This window comes from Myroides sp. DF42-4-2, from assembly GCF_030326445.1.
Lineage (GTDB): Bacteria > Bacteroidota > Bacteroidia > Flavobacteriales > Flavobacteriaceae > Flavobacterium.
Window position 1 is genome coordinate 1 of the sequence record NZ_JACAKI010000009.1, and the last position, 17,601, is coordinate 17,601.

The 17,601-nt window shown below is 36.7% G+C and carries 14 protein-coding genes; 1 reads left to right on the plus strand and 13 read right to left on the minus strand.

Annotation, left to right across the window (positions count from 1 at the left end; translation table 11 throughout):
• Positions 1–610 precede the first annotated feature (610 nt).
• A complete protein-coding gene (locus HX062_RS08140; protein ID WP_286467076.1) occupies positions 611–2,776 on the plus strand; it encodes a M3 family metallopeptidase in 2,166 nt (721 codons plus the stop codon).
• A 40-nt stretch (positions 2,777–2,816) separates the two neighbouring features.
• On the opposite strand, the gene HX062_RS08145 is transcribed toward HX062_RS08140, so the two are convergent.
• The 13 genes from HX062_RS08145 to HX062_RS08205 form a co-directional block, all read right to left on the minus strand.
• Entirely contained in the window at positions 2,817–3,374 is a 558-nt protein-coding gene (locus HX062_RS08145; protein WP_286467077.1) for a hypothetical protein, read from the minus strand.
• A 36-nt stretch (positions 3,375–3,410) separates the two neighbouring features.
• Positions 3,411–4,418 (minus strand): LLM class flavin-dependent oxidoreductase, encoded by a 1,008-nt coding sequence (locus HX062_RS08150; protein WP_286467078.1) that lies wholly within the window; start codon positions 4,416–4,418, stop codon positions 3,411–3,413.
• Between the two features lie 153 nt (positions 4,419–4,571).
• Entirely contained in the window at positions 4,572–5,138 is a 567-nt protein-coding gene (xpt, locus tag HX062_RS08155; protein ID WP_182626722.1) for a xanthine phosphoribosyltransferase, read from the minus strand.
• Between the two features lie 151 nt (positions 5,139–5,289).
• A complete protein-coding gene (locus HX062_RS08160) occupies positions 5,290–5,946 on the minus strand; it encodes a class I SAM-dependent methyltransferase (RefSeq protein ID WP_182626723.1) in 657 nt (218 codons plus the stop codon).
• Positions 5,947–6,188: 242 nt separating this feature from the next.
• On the minus strand, positions 6,189–7,637 hold the full coding sequence (locus HX062_RS08165; protein ID WP_286467079.1) for an HmuY family protein: 1,449 nt from the start codon (positions 7,635–7,637) through the stop codon (positions 6,189–6,191).
• Positions 7,638–7,639: 2 nt separating this feature from the next.
• On the minus strand, positions 7,640–9,763 hold the full coding sequence (locus HX062_RS08170) for a TonB-dependent receptor plug domain-containing protein (protein ID WP_286467081.1): 2,124 nt from the start codon (positions 9,761–9,763) through the stop codon (positions 7,640–7,642).
• A 142-nt stretch (positions 9,764–9,905) separates the two neighbouring features.
• Positions 9,906–10,841 carry a citrulline utilization hydrolase CtlX gene (gene ctlX / locus HX062_RS08175; protein WP_286467082.1) on the minus strand — a complete coding sequence of 312 codons (936 nt, stop codon included), beginning with the start codon at positions 10,839–10,841 and terminating at the stop codon, positions 9,906–9,908.
• 10 nt (positions 10,842–10,851) lie between these two features.
• Positions 10,852–11,766, minus strand: coding sequence for a dimethylarginine dimethylaminohydrolase family protein (locus HX062_RS08180; RefSeq protein WP_182626727.1), 915 nt, complete (start codon positions 11,764–11,766; stop codon positions 10,852–10,854).
• A 126-nt stretch (positions 11,767–11,892) separates the two neighbouring features.
• The gene (locus HX062_RS08185; RefSeq protein ID WP_182626728.1) at positions 11,893–13,179 is read right to left on the minus strand and encodes a citrate synthase; all 1,287 of its coding nucleotides are present in this window, start codon (positions 13,177–13,179) and stop codon (positions 11,893–11,895) included.
• Between the two features lie 287 nt (positions 13,180–13,466).
• Complete coding sequence (gene eno, locus HX062_RS08190; protein WP_182626729.1) at positions 13,467–14,756, minus strand: phosphopyruvate hydratase; 1,290 nt, start codon at positions 14,754–14,756, stop codon at positions 13,467–13,469.
• Positions 14,757–14,872: 116 nt separating this feature from the next.
• Complete coding sequence (gene carA, locus HX062_RS08195; RefSeq protein ID WP_182626730.1) at positions 14,873–15,982, minus strand: glutamine-hydrolyzing carbamoyl-phosphate synthase small subunit; 1,110 nt, start codon at positions 15,980–15,982, stop codon at positions 14,873–14,875.
• Positions 15,983–16,083: 101 nt separating this feature from the next.
• Complete coding sequence (gene rplQ / locus HX062_RS08200) at positions 16,084–16,563, minus strand: 50S ribosomal protein L17 (protein ID WP_286467084.1); 480 nt, start codon at positions 16,561–16,563, stop codon at positions 16,084–16,086.
• Between the two features lie 33 nt (positions 16,564–16,596).
• Positions 16,597–17,589 (minus strand): DNA-directed RNA polymerase subunit alpha, encoded by a 993-nt coding sequence (locus HX062_RS08205; RefSeq protein WP_182626732.1) that lies wholly within the window; start codon positions 17,587–17,589, stop codon positions 16,597–16,599.
• Positions 17,590–17,601: the final 12 nt, after the last annotated feature.

Genomic DNA, 17,601 nt, shown 5'->3' on the forward strand with positions numbered 1-17,601 from the left:
TGCTTTTTTTTCAGTGAAATTCCACTTTTATTCACAACTCATTACTATAACGCACGTTAGATCGAAAAGTTTTTTTTGTAGGTTGCTCGTTGCTCTTCGTTCTTCGTTCGATGCTCGTTGTAAAGTACAATTATCTTACAAAAGAAGAAACTAAACAAACCGTGCAAATCGTAGCGTAGCGAAAATCGTAACGAAGTGAAGATTCATCGAATACCAAAACCAATATAGACTAGGTGAGATATATTCATCGAACACCAAAACCAATATAAACCAGGTGAGATAAACCGCGCAAAGAACAAATCGTAGATTCATCGAACACCAAAACAAATATAATCTAAGTGAGATAAACCGCGCAAAGAACAAACCGTGCAAAGAACAAACCGTGCAAAGAACAAACCGTGCAAAGAACAAACCGTGCAAAAAACAAATCGAAAATCGTAACGAAGTGTAGATTCATCGAACACCAAAACAAATATAATCTAGGTGAGATATATTCATCGAACACCAAAACAAAATATGAACTAAGTGAGATAAAAGCCAAACAACAAAAAAGACCAACCTAATAATATATGTCTATCTTTGGTTTCATCTATTTTAAACATTAAATATTATGTATGTGAAAAAAGCAATTCTTGGAACCTTAACGGGTGTTTCTTTATTTAGTGTCTCATGCAAACAAAATCCGGATCAAATGGAAGCAGCTACAAATTGGGATGAAAATAATTCCTTTTATACAGAAAGTACGTTACCTTATCAAACAGCAGACTTTGAAAAGATAAAAAACAAAGATTTCAAACCGGCTATTTTAGAAGGAATGCGTCGCCAGGTAGAAGCGATCGATAAAATCACAGCCAACACAGAAGCGCCAACTTTTGAAAACACTTTAGTTGAGTTAGAAAAGTCAAGTGCTTTATTGGATCGCGTAAGTGCTGTCTTCCATATATTGGTTGGAGCCCATACAAATGATGAGATTAAAGCCATTAACCAAGAGCTATCTCCTAAATTTGCTGCCCACCGCGATGGGATCTACCTAAATGATGCTCTTTTTCAAAAAGTAAAACAGCTTCATGATCAGCAAGCATCGCTGGGTTTAACGAATGAACAAACACGTTTATTAGAGGTATACTATCAGGAATTCGTACGTTCAGGGGCAAATTTAAAATCTGAACAGAAGGAAACGCTAAAAGCTATCAATCAAGAATTGGCTACGTTAACAACTACCTTTGGCGATCAGCTCCTAGCTGCAACAAAAGCAGGAAGCGTAGTTTTTACACAAGATGAGTTGGACGGACTTTCGTCTTCTGAAATGGAAGCCTTCAAACAAGCAGATGGAACTTATGCTATCCCTTTAAACAATACTACACAACAACCGATTGCTGCTACTTTAAACAAAAAAGAATCGCGCCAAAAATTATTTGAAGCAGGTTGGAGTCGCACAGAACAAGGTGATGATAACGATACAAGAGCAACATTACTAGCGATTGCGAAGAAAAGAGCTGAAAAAGCAGAATTATTAGGTTATAAAAACTATGCTGAGTGGAGTTTACAAGGAAGTATGGCCAATAAACCCGAACAAGCTAAAAAATTAATGGACCAATTAAGTCCTTATGCAGTAGGTGCTGCGACACAAGAAGCAAAGGAAATTCAAGACCTTATTAATCAAGAGGCCGATCCTTTTACTTTAACTGCTGCTGATTGGGATTATTATGCAGAAAAAATCAGAGAACAAAAATACGCGTTGAACCTAAATGATGTAAAACCGTATTTTGAAATGAATGCTGTATTAGAAAAAGGCGTTTTCTATATGGCACAAAAACTATATGGTATTACCTTCGAGGAGCGCAAAGACATCCCTGTATGGCAGGAAGATGTTCGCGTATTTGAAATTTTCAACGAAGACAAAAGCCCGATTGGTTTATTTTACGTTGACTTTTACGCACGTGAATCAAAACGCGGAGGTGCTTGGATGGGCAATCTAGTTACCCAATCCAAGTTATTAAACCAAGCGCCTGTCGTATACAATGTGTGCAATTACCAAAAGCCAGCAGCGGGTCAACCAACACTATTATCACCTGATGAAGTAATTACTATGTTCCATGAGTTCGGACATGGATTACACGGATTCTTCTCTGATGTAACTTATCCTACTTTGGCAGGAACAAGTGTTTCCCGCGACTTCGTAGAATTGCCTTCTCAGTTTCACGAGCATTTTGCCTTTTTACCTGAAGTATTGACCAACTATGCAAAACACTATGAAACAGGTGAGGTAATACCTGCTAGTTTAATCGAAAAAATGAAAGCAGCACAAAACTTTAATATTGGCTATGGTTTAACTGAAATTTTAAGTGCCTCTTTATTAGATATGGAATGGCACACGATTTCTTCGACGACAGCGATTAAAGATGTCGCTACATTCGAAAAAGAAGCCTTAGCAAAATACGGTATTGATTTAGCGACTGTACCACCGAGATATCGCTCTTCTTTCTTCAACCATGTATTTGGCGGTGGGTATGCAGCAGGGTACTATTCGTACACTTGGGCAGAAACACTAGACAATGATGCATTCCAATGGCTCATAGAAAATGGAGGAATGACCCGTGAAAATGGAGAAATCTTTAGAGCGAAAATTTTATCCAAAGGAAATACAAAACCCTCAGATGAAATGTACCGCGAATTTAGAGGAAAAGACGCAACCATTGATGCTTATTTAAAGATGAAAGGGTTTGATCAACAAAACACATTCAAAAAAGACAATAAATTAGATGCAAAAATCTAATCCACAAAAAAAGGTCAGCGTTGTGTACGCTGACCTTTTTTTATTCATTCACTTCTTTGAAACTAGTAATCATTCGCTCCATTTTTTCTTTATTCTCCTCTTTTCTTTTCTTTAATGTCCAAGTCAATACTTGATAGTAATCGTCTTTTCCCTCAAAGGCAGCAAAAGTATAATAAACGTCTAAACCAGAAACAGTAGCTGTAAAATCAACACGTTTCCCTTTTAACCCATGAATTGTGTTAGCTGTAAATACGAGTTTATTTGGTTCAATATTCGTTAAAGTTGAAGTCAAAAGATCCAACGTTCCTTGAGCAAACAAGTCAAATGCTTTTTCATCGCCTTCTACATTTGTCTCGGCTTCCTCAAACATCGCTTTAATTGCTGCTTTGTTTTCATTAAGCACAATAAAATACAATTCTTCATTGGCATTTTGCAACTGAAAACTCGCTGCACTATTCAGGTGTTTAGTCTTCTGCATTGTTGAAGGTGCATCAATACTAAATTTACCTGGATACCCCATTTCAGTATAGGAACTTTTATTGCTACAAGCGGTTAGTAGAATTAATAGAAGTAACATACTCCCTATTCTCTTTATCATACTATTTGAATTTAGAAAACAAAAATACACAGAAAATTAATTACGCGCCAAATCGTTCATCACTTCAGCAAATAATTGCATGCTGTACTTGCGCTTGTCGTAATCATAGATTGGTGTGGTGATCATCAATTCATCTACTTCCAGCACTTCACAAAAGCGATTGAGTTCAGGCAACAGCTCCTCTTTCGTACCGATAAAAGAACAAGCCGTCATATTGTAAACAGCAGCTTCTTCTTGTACGGTCCAGATTCCTTGCATCGATTCGATAGGTGGTTGCAATGGTTTTCTGTCATTTCGAATAATTCCCAAAAACATGCGGTAAAATGAGGTGGCTAATCGTTCGGCTTCATGGGTAGAATCTGCCAGTATTGCATTGACACAAGGCATGAAGTAGGGTTCGTCTAATTGAGCAGACGCTTTGAAATTATTTCGATATATTTTTCCTGCCATCTGAATTTGATCAGGAGCAAAATGGCTAGCAAAAGCATAAGGTAATCCCAACTCCGCGGCCAAATAAGCGCTATCTGTACTCGAGCCCAAAATCCAAAAGGGGATATCCAATCCTTCCCCTGGGAAAGCTCTTACTTTTGCGGTTGCATTAGAGGAACTAAGAAAGGTTTTTAATTCTTGTATTTGCTGCGGAAAGAAATTCGCGCTCATCGTATCATTTCTCCTCAAAGCCATTGCAGTTACTTGATCTGTACCTGGTGCTCTTCCCAATCCCAAATCAATCCGATTGGGATATAAAGATTCTAATGTTCCGAATTGTTCCGCAATCACTAAAGGAGGGTGGTTAGGCAACATAATTCCGCCAGAGCCTACGCGTATTTTTTCTGTTCCACCGGCGACATATCCAATTAAAACAGCAGTAGCTGAACTTGCAATATGAGGCATATTGTGGTGTTCGGCTAACCAAAAACGTTGATAGTTCAGCTTTTCAGCATGTTGTGCAGTCGCTAATACGTTGTTTAACGTCTCTTTCGTCGATTTATCTGCCCCTATGACAGCTAAATCTAGGAAAGAAAAGGGTATATTTTTTTTCATACTACTTACTCTTGTAAAAAATTATTGCAAGCTATTAAGGTAATACTTATAAAAAAGAAACGCTAACCCTATAGAAATAGTTTAACATATTCAGGTCGTCCCTGGAACACCTCTAACTAAAAAACCCATTCACATTGGAATGGGTATACTATTTTATCGGATGGTAATTGTACAGTTTGACAAATCGTCGATGATGGCTAAAGACTCCACGCGAACTCCTTTTTCTTCTAGTAGCGTTCGACCTTGTTGGAAGGCTTTTTCAATGATGAATCCCATCCCAACCAAAGTAGCACCTGATTGCTCAATAAGATCTAATACTCCTACTGCAGCATTTCCATAGGCCAAGAAATCATCAACAAATAGTACATTATCTTCAGGGGTTAGGAAATCATTACTGATCACGACATCATAAGTTCTGTCTTTTGTGAACGAGTGGATCTGTGTGTGCAACATATTTTCCATCGTAGATGGCTTCTTTTTCTTTGCGAAGACCACGGGAAGATTGAGCAAATAGCCCGTCATAATTGCAGGTGCAATTCCACTAGCTTCAATAGTCATAATCTTATTGACATTAGTAGCTGCAAATCGGCGTACAAACTCTACGCCAATGGATTTCATTAAAACTGGATCCATTTGATGATTGATAAAGCTATCTACTTTTAAAATTCCTCCTTCAAAACATCGTCCATCTTGAAGAATACGCTGACGTAATAATTCCATTTTTCTTGTGTGTTGTCTATGAATAAATAAAGGAGATTGTATCAAATCTCCTTTGGGTAATATCGATGCGAAGTTAAATAATCTCCATGCGTTTACAAAATTCACAAACGCATTCTTTTAAAACAAGAACAATTCGTTTTCTTCTCTCTTGTTATTTTTTGCCTCTTAGTACAACAAAGGGGCGAATCACTTTATTTCCTAATTTATCCAGGGTATTCTCGATGTATTGCCAACGCTCAACATGGCTATATCCTATATTGGTCATAATGCGAATCAACCATTCTGTCCTGTAAAAATGAAAAATATCTTCATTGGCAAACGGTTGCTGCTGCGCAAAATCTTCTCTAATATAAGACAAAGCGATACTCCCACCTGGTTTCAATACGCGATAAATCTCGGTGAAATACTTGACTGGATCATTCCAAAAATAAACTGTATTGACTGAAAAACAATGATTAAAAACTTTATCAGGATAGGGAAGGATGTTTTCTTCTTGTGCCAGTGTCAAGTCAATTTGTTCCTGCGGCAAAGACTCTTTTACCTTAATTGCCATATCCAACATAAGCGCTGAAATTTCAATCCCCGAATAGTGAATATCTTTGGCTATAGAAAAAATATAAGGCAAGTGTTTTCCGCTTCCGAATCCAATTTCTAAAACAGTTTCGCTCTGATAAAGTTGCAAACGGTCTACTGTTTTGTAAATCATATTGCTATTTGATTTAAACATTACTTCCGCCAACTCCTCTCCTGCTTCTCCTGACGGACATCGCAGCTGATTTGCCACCTCATTTAAATCTAAATTACTCATTCCTTTTAATTTTGTTCAAAGATAGCTATTTAGAATGAGTCCACATAATATTCTATTCGTTTATTTTCATTTCCTTAGCTAAAAAAGTACAAACGAAAAACCCCGAAATGCGATTTCGGGGTTTTCCTAACAAAAATAAACTAACAACTCAATAAAGAACAAATACAAAAAGCTATTTGCCATTCGATTGAATTCAACATATAGAGTGCGACAACTAATCTCTATATAATCTTCTATATTTTTTATCTCAACAAGGCGTATTCGAACTTCGGATATCCGCGGTCTCCTGCTGCATTGAAGAAATCTAACATTCTCATTTTATAATAATTTCCTTTGGCGTCTTTGATTACGTAGAAAACGTCTTTGTACAAAATTTTAGCATTTGCGACCTCTCTCCATGTTCCACCAATAGTAGAAAAGTCTTCAGACAATTTACTTTCTTCAACGCTTTGTAGATTGTACGCCTTGAAAAAGGTCTTATCGCCTTTTGGAATTTCAACTTTGTATGCTTTTACTCCGCCATATCTATTTTGCAAGATAAAATCTGAGTATCCATAAGATCCTTTTGGGTCACCGGCTTGATCTACTTTATTTGTAAATACAGTAAAGTTAAGATCCCATTTTGTTTTACTCGGTTCAACGGATACGATTCCATTGCTATTAAAGCTAAAGAACGTAAAGTTAAAACCAGGTGTTTTAGGAATGAGTACCTCTTTGTGTGTGCTTTCATTTAAGTCTGCGTATTGCAATAGGTAGCCTCCTTGACGTTTTAGGATGCGCAATTTTTTCCAACCGCGTTCTTTTCCTGTTACTTCTACTGAACCTGGCTCAACATTTCCTGTTCCTGGTTCAAATCCTAAATTGACTAAATAGATTTTATTATCTGCATCGACATCGGATATACGGTGAATTGCAGTAATATCAGGATCTCCAGAAGGATCGTCAATATACTCTAAGTTAGCCGGGTCAAAAGTTCCGATTTTAACCAGTCCTTTCATTGTTTGGATGGTAGCATCTTCACGAACTTCATCAATATTTTTAGCTCCTTTTATAATTCCAGCAGCCATATACACTGATCCGTTTAGACGAACTCTGAACTCACTTCCACTGTCAAAGGCTAAATCCCAAGAGGTACGCTTCACTTCATACATGGCTTTTCCTCCTAAATCGACATAGACTTGATTGGGTTGGGTTGGACCACCTACATTTGGTGTTAAAATTCCACCCAAAGAAGTATCAAAACTAATCATCATAACATTGTACCCTTGAATTTTTGGCGTTTTAGCCTCATAATTCACTTTGGCAATATTAAACTGTATCGTTTTATCCATTCGATCATACGGGAAAATTAAATTTTCAAACGTAAAAGTCGAACTCTTGGTTCCCTTTACGATAGGCACAATTAATTTATCTCCGGCTGCGGCAGGTTGCGTTGAGAAATCTACCCCATAAATTGCTTTACTTGGGATTATCTGAATTTCAATGCTTCCATCCCCTTGTGCAATTTCAGAAAAAACAAGTTCAACCTCTCTTGTAGTTTCAATTTCTCTATATGGAATAGAGGGATCGTCAAAAGCAACAATAAAATCGCGGACATCATTATTTCCATTATTAGAATCTTTCTCACATGAACTGAAAAAAACGAGTGCAACAATTGCAATAACAAGTTTTCCTAATCTAAAATTCTTCATAATTAAAAGCCTAATTTATATTGTAATTTAATAAAGACACTGGTTCCATATCCAATTGGATTTGAAGTAGCCCCAGCTGAATGTCCTGTTCCTCCACTTGTAGTTGAACGGATGTCTTTAATGTCAAATAAGTTTCTCACTCCAACAGTTGCGTGCAACATATTTTTAAAGAACGGTTGTCTAACTGTAATGTCTAACCAAGAATAACTTTCTTGTTTCCCTTTTACGTAGTACTCTCCAAATTCATCTGAACCTTTTTTGAAACGCTCTTCTTCTCCATTGAATTTATAGTATAAAGAAAAATTTGTTCCTGTTTTTGGCAAGCGGTAATTGACATTAGCGGTCACCTCTGGTGTATACAAGAATTTATCGGTTCCCTTTGGTGCTTGATAAATTTCTTGAGATACTCCAGACATAGTAAAACCAAGACCAAAGTCGAACGAATTCCAACTTAACTGGCTTAAAAACGTCACCCCAATATTGCGGTATAGATCTGTATTTTCGTAAACAAATTTCAATCCGTCTGGATTTACTAATTCGATTAAATCAATTTTGTCTGAAACTTGTAAATAGCGTCCAGTTAAACTATTGCTTACTTCGATATTATCTCCTAAAGCAAAGGTTTTTTTAACGTTTAAGAACGCCGTTTTTCCCTTTTCAGGATTCAAATTTTCATTTCCTTGTAAATCGTGATTCACATCGACGAAATAGGTATATAATTCTTCGTAATTCGGCAAACGAGGGGAAGTTCCAATAGTTCCTCTAACTTCGTAATCACCTGGTAGTACGTATTTCAACACTAAGCTCAACGCGTGTTGACTGTCAAAGGTATTAGATGTCATCAAGCGATACCCCGGGCGTACCATTAATCGCGGCAAAACATTGATTTCAGAAGAAGCGTAAAAGTCATAACTTCCCAATGCTTTTTTCTGTGGATTTTCTGCTAACTGTTCTGACATAGCAGAATATCCGTTGGTATACGCTACTTCATATCCTACTTGAAACTTTGCCTTTTCGAGGTTTACAAACTCGCTAAACGTACCGCGAGAAAAGAACACCTCTCTACTTTCACTTTTAAATGAACTGCGATCGTATTTTTCGTCGTACATAATGCGATATCTGTACTTATCTGTTTCTCGCTCTTGTTTTTGATATGAGAACGATAAATCAAAACGAAATAAATCCTCTAATTTACCAGACGTATTTAATACATTAGACCAACGTTTTGTATTGAGAATACGATCCATTGCTACAGGATTGATTGTTTCGAAAATAGGATCTTCGTTAATGCTAAACAGCTTCGCATAATCTTTCATACGCTCATCGAAGAACTCGAATTTATAATATACGCGATACGAATTCTTGTGGTAATTCAAAAACCCTTTGACGTTATTTTGATTTTTTGGCAACCATTCATGCCCCCTTTTATCTTCATCTCCAAAGTAGGTAAATCCTTTTCGGTCGTCATACCATCCTTTAAAATCACTGTGGATATAAGATAAACTGGCATATAAATTATCATTGATGTTGTGTCCCATGGTAATTCCTTGAACATGCTTTCCTTTATTCTTCCAGTCATATTCGTTTCCAACGGATTCCTCTTGTACAAACAAGTTGACATTCCAATCGTTGATATTGTTCTTTTTTGTGATAATATTAATGATTCCCGTTACTGCATTGGCCCCATAGTCAACTCCCATGGCTCCCTCAACAATTTCGATTTGTTCGATATCATCAAGGTTAATTTGGGTTAGGTCGGTATTGTTCCCGAATCCCTCGTCTGAGATCATGGGTACGTTATCAATTAAGATGGTAAAATACTGAGCGTCTAGACCAAACATTTTTACTGTTGAACGGCCCGTCCCTGCATTGGGAAGAATTGAAATATTCATTACTTGATTCAAAGCATCTGCTAAAGTAACCGCTCCTAAATTTTCAATGCGTTGTCTATTGATAACAGTTACGTTGTTGACAGCTTTGTTGATCGATTGAGGATTATATTGACCAGAAATCACAATTTCTTCCAATTTTCGCTCTGGTTCTTTGATCGTATCATTCGTTTGAGCAACTACGGAAGAACTCAACGTAAGTAAGGTCCCTGTTGCAAGCAGTAGTGAACGTTTCATTTATATGTAATGTCTTTTATTTAGATAGATTCTTAATTGCAAAGATAAATAAAATATATTATTTAAAATCAATTTAAATAATATATTTTTCATAAAAAAAGCGAAGTTAACTACTTCGCTTTTTGATCTATACGTATAACTACTAGTTTTTAGGTAAAAACACTTCTGCCATCATGCAGCGTGCACTTCCCCCACCACATGCTTCGATAGTATCTAAGCTACTGTGTAGTATTTTTGAATGCTTTTCTAGAGTTTTAATCTGTGCATCAGTCAAGCTGTTATAAGCTTGGGTAGACATGATTAAGTATTTTTCTTCGTTAGCTCCTAGAATTTGCAACATATTTCCTGCAAAATTATTCACTTGCTCTTCGGTAATCAACACTACTTCTTTACCCGATTGTTTTAGGTGATTTAAAACGATTTTTCGCTCTTGTTTATCGTCTATGGTATCCGCACAAATCACGGCAAATGTATCACCTAGACACATCATCACATTAGTGTGGTAAATGTTTTTGCGCTCGCCATTTACAGTTTGAAACGCTTCAAAGATAACGGGGTTCATTTCGAAATCTTCACAAAACTCAATAACTAATCCCTCATCTGCACGTGGAGATAAAGCACAATAGGCAATTTCATTGGTGCGATCTAACAGCAAGTTTCCTGTTCCTTCCAAGAATAAATCATCTTCCTCTGCTGATGTATAGTCCCAAATATCGTTGATTACGAATCCTTGTTCTTCTAATATATCCAAGATATCTTCTCGTCTTTCCAATCTTCTGTTTTCTGCAAACATCGGATATAAAACCACTTCTCCTGATTCGTGGAAAGAAATCCAGTTATTAGGAAAAATACTATCTGGTGTATCGGGATCTAGGGTATCATCCACAACGGTAACATTCACTCCTACTCCACGCAATTTTTCTACAAAAGCATCAAATTCTTGTTGTGCTTTTGCATTCACCGTTGCAGGTGTTAAATTGTCTAATACCTTTTGGTAGTAATTGTTCACAGCTGTTTGCTCATTCATACGAAAAGCAACCGGGCGAATCATCAGAATATTATTTGTAATTTGTTTCATAGTATTCGAATTAATCTCGTATTAAAGGTAATGTGGAACAACGCAATAAGCCTTCTTGCTTGGCAATTTCGGCATACGGAATCTCTTCCACTGTTATATTGTGACTTCTCAACCAATTATTCAATCGCGTAAAGTTCTTTTCAGAGACTACTACGTCAGGTGCGATTGAGAATATGTTGGAGTTCATGTGATACATTTCTTCTCGTGTAATTTGGAATAGGTTTTCTTCTCCAAAGATGTCTACCAAGTAATTGTATTCGTTTTGGTCATAGAATCCTCCTTTATAGATAATCGCTTTGTCCAATCCTACAGGTTGAAAACAACAATCGAGGTGAAGTGCATTATCTCTAGGTTCTACTTTAGATTTGACTAAATCAAAGCTCTTAACTATCTTATTTGGAAATAATTCGCGAATAAAGGCAACGCCCAGTTCGTTGGTTCGAGCGGTAATATAGTTGCTGTAATCTGGTCGTTTATAAGAACCGATAAATAGGTGATCATTCCACAACATTACATCCCCGCCTTCGAAATGCATTTCCTCTGGTGCGGATATAATATCGTTTGGATTAATTTGGTCTAAAACGTAGTTAATAGCGGCTAGTTCTCTATCGCGATCGGGAAGTATATTGGCTTTGATAAATTTATTATCAATAACGAACCCGATATCTCGGGTAAAAATCTGGTTGTAGTCTTCAATAATTTCAGGTCGAAAAACCTGTACGTCGTATTTTTGAAAAACTTGATTAAACGCTTCCATTTCGTTAATCATATCTGCTTCTACAGGATACGTACCTGCTTTGATGTGCTCAAGCGATTTAGGATCGTAGGCTTCTTCTATTGTAGGTGTGGGTCCATTACTAACGGCAGTGCCTAGGACCACAGCCCGCAAGCGAGAGGTTTCATTCTTTACATTTAATTGTAACATAAACTGTCATTTTGTACAAATATAGTAAAACCTTTAATGTGTTTGTTTTTTTTGTGAAGTTTGTCAATCCTTGACAAAACATAGCTTAAACAAAAAAGGAGATGTATAAACATCTCCTTTTTGCTCTTATTTTCTTTCATTCATTGGAACGAAATCTCTCAACGGTTCTCCAACGTATAATTGACGTGGACGTCCGATTGGTTCTTTGTTAATTCTCATTTCTTTCCACTGAGCGATCCAACCTGGTAAGCGACCGATAGCAAACATTACGGTAAACATTTCTGTTGGGATACCCAATGCTCTATAGATAATTCCAGAGTAGAAATCTACGTTTGGATATAAGTGACGATCTACGAAGTACGGATCTTTTAATGCTGCTGCTTCTAATTGTTTAGCGATATCTAAAACAGGATCATCAACTCCTAATTTAGCTAACACTTCATCAGCTGCTTTTTTAATGATACGCGCTCTTGGATCGAAGTTTTTGTAAACGCGGTGACCGAATCCCATTAATCTAAATGGATCATCTTTGTCTTTTGCTTTGTTGATGTATTTTTCAACATCACCACCGTCATTTTGAATAGCTTCTAACATTTCAAGTACGGCTTGGTTAGCACCACCGTGAAGTGGTCCCCAAAGTGCAGAAACACCCGCTGAAATAGACGCGAATAAACCTGCATGTGAAGAACCTACCATTCGTACAGTTGCAGTAGAACAGTTTTGTTCGTGATCTGCGTGTAGGATGAATAATTTATCAACCGCATTTTTAATGATTGGGTCGATTTCATATGGTTCAGTTGGCAAAGCAAACATCAAGTTCATGAAATTATCTACATAGCTTTTTGTATTGTTGTAGTAATTTAATGGATATCCTTTTGCTTTTCTATACGTCCAAGTTGCGATAACTAAGAACTTACTCATTGTTTTACAAACAGCTTCGTATAAGCTCTTCTCACAATCAGCATCGACAACTTTAGGATTAAAAGCCGTTAATGCACTAGTCAAAGAAGCTAAAACGCCCATTGGGTGTGCTGTTTTCGGGAAACCATCAATGATATTCTTCATTTCTTCGTTTACCAAAGAGTATTTGCGAATATCTTTTTCAAACTGAGTTAATTGCTCTTGTGTAGGTAACTCTCCGAAAATAATCAAATAAGAAACTTCTAAAAAGTTAGATTTAGCAGCAAGGTCCTCGATTGAATAGCCTCTATATCTTAAAATTCCTTGTTCCCCATCTAAGAAAGTAATCGCACTTTGGCATGAACCAGAATTTTTGTATCCTGGATCTAAAGTGATAGCCCCTGTTAATGCACGTAATTTTAAGATATCAATTGCTACTTCGTTTTCAGTACCAACTAATACTGGTAGTTCGTGTCTCTGACCATCAACTTCTATAAAAGCTGTTTTAGACATATTGTTATTTTTTATTTTTCTTTACTTTTTATTTATATAATCAAAAACACTTAAAATGTTTTTTTGCAGTCGGAAAGATAGGAAATATTATGCTTACATACAATAGCTAAAAGCTATTAATAATCATTGATTCACAACATTTTCGACACAATTTCTATAAAGGTATATTGTTATAAACAATTATATTTCAATCTACAATATACTATTAAAAAAATAATAAATACTCATTTTTTTTGCAAAAAAAAACCCAACACAATAAGTTGGGTTTTTTTATTAATCTAATGGTATTAGTTTATTTTAAATGCTTTTTCTTGTGGATAATAAGCAACATCACCTAATTCTTCTTCAATACGAAGCAATTGGTTGTATTTTGCCATACGGTCTGAACGCGAAGCTGAACCTGTTTTAATTTGTCCACAGTTTAATGCTACTGCTAAATCTGCAATAGTACTATCTTCCGTTTCTCCTGAACGGTGAGACATCACGGAAGTATATCCTGCATTTTTCGCCATATTAACCGCTGCAATCGTTTCGGTTAATGTTCCGATTTGATTCACTTTAATCAGAATAGAGTTTCCAATTCCTTCATTGATTCCTCTTTCTAGACGCGTTACATTAGTTACAAATAAATCGTCTCCTACTAATTGAACTTTATCACCAATACGCTCAGTTAAGTACTTCCATCCTTCCCAATCATCTTCTTGCATTCCGTCTTCGATAGAAATGATAGGATATTTAGCAGCTAATTCAGCTAAATAATCTGCCTGTTCTTTCGATGTGCGAACTTTTCCTAAATCACCTTCGAATTTTGTGTAATCGTAAGATCCGTTTACATAGAACTCAGAGGCTGCACAATCCAATGCTAACATAATTTCATCACCAAAGCGGTAACCAGCATTTTCTACTGCTACTTTAATTGAATCTAAAGCGTCTTCTGTCCCTTTTAATGTAGGAGCGAATCCTCCTTCATCTCCAACAGCAGTACTCAATTGTCTATCGTGTAAAACTTTTTTCAAGTGGTGAAAAATTTCTGTCCCCATTTGCATGGCATGTGAGAAGGTGATCGCTTTGACAGGCATGATCATAAACTCTTGAAATGCGATAGGCGCATCCGAGTGAGAACCTCCATTGATAATATTCATCATGGGAACAGGAAGTGTATTGGCTGAAACACCTCCTACATAGCGGTATAGTGGCATACCTAACTCTTCAGCAGCAGCTTTAGCCAAAGCTAAAGAAACACCTAAAATAGCGTTTGCCCCTAAATTACTTTTATTTGGTGTACCATCTAAGTCAATCATCAGTTGATCGATATAGTTTTGTTCGAATACGCTTAAACCTACAATGTGCTCTGCGATAATGGTGTTTACGTTTTCAACTGCTTTTAAAACGCCTTTACCCATAAACGCGTGTCCACCATCTCTCAATTCGACAGCTTCGTGTTCTCCTGTAGAAGCTCCTGATGGAACTGCAGCTCTTCCTAAACTACCATTGCTGGTAATAACATCCACTTCAACAGTTGGATTACCTCTAGAATCTAAAATTTGACGTGCGTGAACGCTTAAAATTGTACTCATAATCAAAGTTGTGTATTAGAATTCGGTCGTTAACCTAATATGGTATATTGTTGCTGACCCTTATGTTGTGTAAGTATACTTTTTCAAAGCTAATATAATCCTAAAAAGGAGCTTTTTTATTTTATTGCCATATTCGAAACGAAATCGTCGAATAAGTATCTAGAATCGTGTGGCCCAGGGCTAGATTCTGGATGATATTGTACGGAGAAAACAGCTTTGTTTTTCATGCGTACACCTGCCACTGTCCCATCGTTCAAATGCAAGTGTGAGATTTCAAGTGTAGGATGATTAGCTAATGCTTCCTTGTCAACTGCAAATCCGTGGTTCTGAGAAGTAATTTCGCCTCTACCGGTTAAGACATTCATGACAGGGTGGTTCACTCCTCTGTGTCCGCTAAACATTTTGTAGGTACCTACGCCTTGAGACAAGCAGATTAATTGGTGTCCTAGACAGATACCAAAAACAGGTAAACTTCCTTCTACTACTTGCTTCACTACGGCTAAAACACCTTTATCAGCTAATGCTTGTGGGTCACCAGGTCCGTTAGACAAGAAGATACCATGCGGATCGAAAGCAAGCAAATCTTCGTACGTACTATTGAATGGGAACACTTTGATATAGCAATCGCGTTCGGCCAAACAACGCAAAATATTTGTTTTAATTCCCAAATCAAGTACAGACACGCGGTAGGTACTATCAGGATTACCGAAAAAGTAAGGTTCTTTCGTAGATACTACAGAAGAAAGCTCTAAACCTTCCATAGAAGGCACTTCGTTCAATAAGGCTTTCAATTCTGCTACTGTTTTACCATCAGTGCTTAAAACGGCATTCATAGCACCATGATCACGGATATAGGCGGTTAACGCTCTTGTATCCACGTCAGAGATAGCTACTAATTGATGCGCATCGAAATAATCATATAGGCTTGCATCAGCATTAGGACGGGAATATTCGTAGCTAAAGTTCTTACATACTAAACCTGCGATTTTAATCCCATCAGAATCAACTTCGTCTGCATTAACGCCATAGTTACCGATGTGTGGATTGGTAGCTAACATGATTTGTCCATAATACGACGGATCAGTAAAGACTTCTTGATATCCAGTCATTCCGGTATTAAAGCAGATTTCTCCGAAAGCGGTTCCCTTAATACCAATTGATTTACCATAAAAAACGGTGCCATCAGCTAAAACAATGATACCGTCTTCTTTTCTTTTATATTCCATGTGTAAGTTGTATTGTAGTGATGCAAAAATAAAGCAAAAAAAAGGACATTCTAAAAAGAATGTCCTTTTAATTTTATAATGAAAACATATGTAATGAATGATTATTCATTTGTTTCTGTTTCAGTTGTAGTAGCTTCAGCTTGAGGAGCTTCAACAGTTTCAGCTTTCTTCTTCCCTCTACGAGTCGTTTTCTTAGCTTCTTTTTTCGCTACATTGTAGATTTCGTTGAAGTCAACGAATTCGATCATAGCCATATCAGCGTTATCTCCTAAACGGTTACCTAACTTGATGATACGAGTGTATCCACCTGGACGATCACCAACTTTTTGAGCAACCTCTCTGAACAATTCAGTAACAGCTTCTTTGCTTCTCAAATAAGAGAAAACAACACGACGATTATGTGTATCGTCAGTTTTAGCTTTAGTTACTAATGGTTCAATATATTGTTTTAATGCTTTCGCTTTAGCTACAGTAGTATTGATACGCTTGTGTTCGATCAAAGAACAAGCCATATTAGCCAACATAGAATTTCTATGTCCAGCTTTTCTACCTAAGTGATTTATTTTTTTTCCGTGTCTCATTGCGTTATCGAATTTAGACTTTAGCGGTCTAGATTATTCTTTATCTAATTTGTATTTTGATAGATCCATACCAAAATTTAATCCTTTCACAGCTACTAATTCTTCTAACTCAGATAAAGACTTCTTACCGAAGTTTCTGAATTTCATCAAATCGTTTTTGTTGAAAGATACTAAATCTCCTAATGTATCTACTTCAGCCGCCTTTAAACAATTTAACGCTCGAACTGAAAGATCTAAATCTACCAATTTAGTTTTTAGAAGCTGTCTCATATGCAATGATTCTTCATCGTATGATTCAGTTTGAGCAATTTCATCAGCCTCTAAAGTAATTCTCTCGTCTGAGAACAGCATAAAATGATGAATCAATGTTTTAGCTGCTTCTGTTAAGGCGTCTTTTGGATGAATAGAACCGTCTGTAGTAATATCAAACACTAACTTTTCGTAGTCAGTTTTTTGTTCTACACGGTAATTTTCTATAGCATACTTAACGTTCTTAACTGGAGTATAAATCGAATCTGTGAAAATTGTTCCGATAGGTGCATTGGGTTTTCTGTTCTCCTCTGCTGCCACGTAACCTCTTCCTTTTTCGATGGTTAAATCCATGGTAATTGAAACACTGCTTTCGCAATTGAAGATAACCAACTCTGGATTTAATACTTGGAAATTAGAAATAAACTTCTGGAAATCACCAGCTGTCATTTGTTCTTTTCCTGAAAAAGTGATGCTTACAGATTCATTATCTACATCTTCCACCTGACGTTTAAAACGTACCTGCTTTAGGTTAAGGATAATTTCAGTAACATCCTCAACAACACCAGCGATGGTAGAAAACTCGTGATCAACTCCTTCGATACGTACTGAAGTAATAGCATACCCCTCTAACGAAGACAGAAGTACTCTTCTCAATGCATTACCAATAGTCAATCCATATCCCGGTTCTAAAGGTCTAAATTCGAATTTACCTTTAAAATCGGTCGAATCAATCATGATAACTTTATCGGGCTTTTGAAAATTAAATATTGCCATATTTGTTTCGAC

What these genes read in the sequence shown, in the direction of transcription:
- HX062_RS08140 (WP_286467076.1), top strand. Translation starts at nt 611, where the DNA reads ATGTATGTGAAAAAAGCAATTCTTGGAACCTTAACGGGTGTTTCTTTA.
- HX062_RS08145 (WP_286467077.1), bottom strand. Translation starts at nt 3,374, where the DNA reads ATGATAAAGAGAATAGGGAGTATGTTACTTCTATTAATTCTACTAACC.
- HX062_RS08150 (WP_286467078.1), bottom strand. Translation starts at nt 4,418, where the DNA reads ATGAAAAAAAATATACCCTTTTCTTTCCTAGATTTAGCTGTCATAGGG.
- xpt (WP_182626722.1), bottom strand. Translation starts at nt 5,138, where the DNA reads ATGGAATTATTACGTCAGCGTATTCTTCAAGATGGACGATGTTTTGAA.
- HX062_RS08160 (WP_182626723.1), bottom strand. Translation starts at nt 5,946, where the DNA reads ATGAGTAATTTAGATTTAAATGAGGTGGCAAATCAGCTGCGATGTCCG.
- HX062_RS08165 (WP_286467079.1), bottom strand. Translation starts at nt 7,637, where the DNA reads ATGAAGAATTTTAGATTAGGAAAACTTGTTATTGCAATTGTTGCACTC.
- HX062_RS08170 (WP_286467081.1), bottom strand. Translation starts at nt 9,763, where the DNA reads ATGAAACGTTCACTACTGCTTGCAACAGGGACCTTACTTACGTTGAGT.
- ctlX (WP_286467082.1), bottom strand. Translation starts at nt 10,841, where the DNA reads ATGAAACAAATTACAAATAATATTCTGATGATTCGCCCGGTTGCTTTT.
- HX062_RS08180 (WP_182626727.1), bottom strand. Translation starts at nt 11,766, where the DNA reads ATGTTACAATTAAATGTAAAGAATGAAACCTCTCGCTTGCGGGCTGTG.
- HX062_RS08185 (WP_182626728.1), bottom strand. Translation starts at nt 13,179, where the DNA reads ATGTCTAAAACAGCTTTTATAGAAGTTGATGGTCAGAGACACGAACTA.
- eno (WP_182626729.1), bottom strand. Translation starts at nt 14,756, where the DNA reads ATGAGTACAATTTTAAGCGTTCACGCACGTCAAATTTTAGATTCTAGA.
- carA (WP_182626730.1), bottom strand. Translation starts at nt 15,982, where the DNA reads ATGGAATATAAAAGAAAAGAAGACGGTATCATTGTTTTAGCTGATGGC.
- rplQ (WP_286467084.1), bottom strand. Translation starts at nt 16,563, where the DNA reads ATGAGACACGGAAAAAAAATAAATCACTTAGGTAGAAAAGCTGGACAT.
- HX062_RS08205 (WP_182626732.1), bottom strand. Translation starts at nt 17,589, where the DNA reads ATGGCAATATTTAATTTTCAAAAGCCCGATAAAGTTATCATGATTGAT.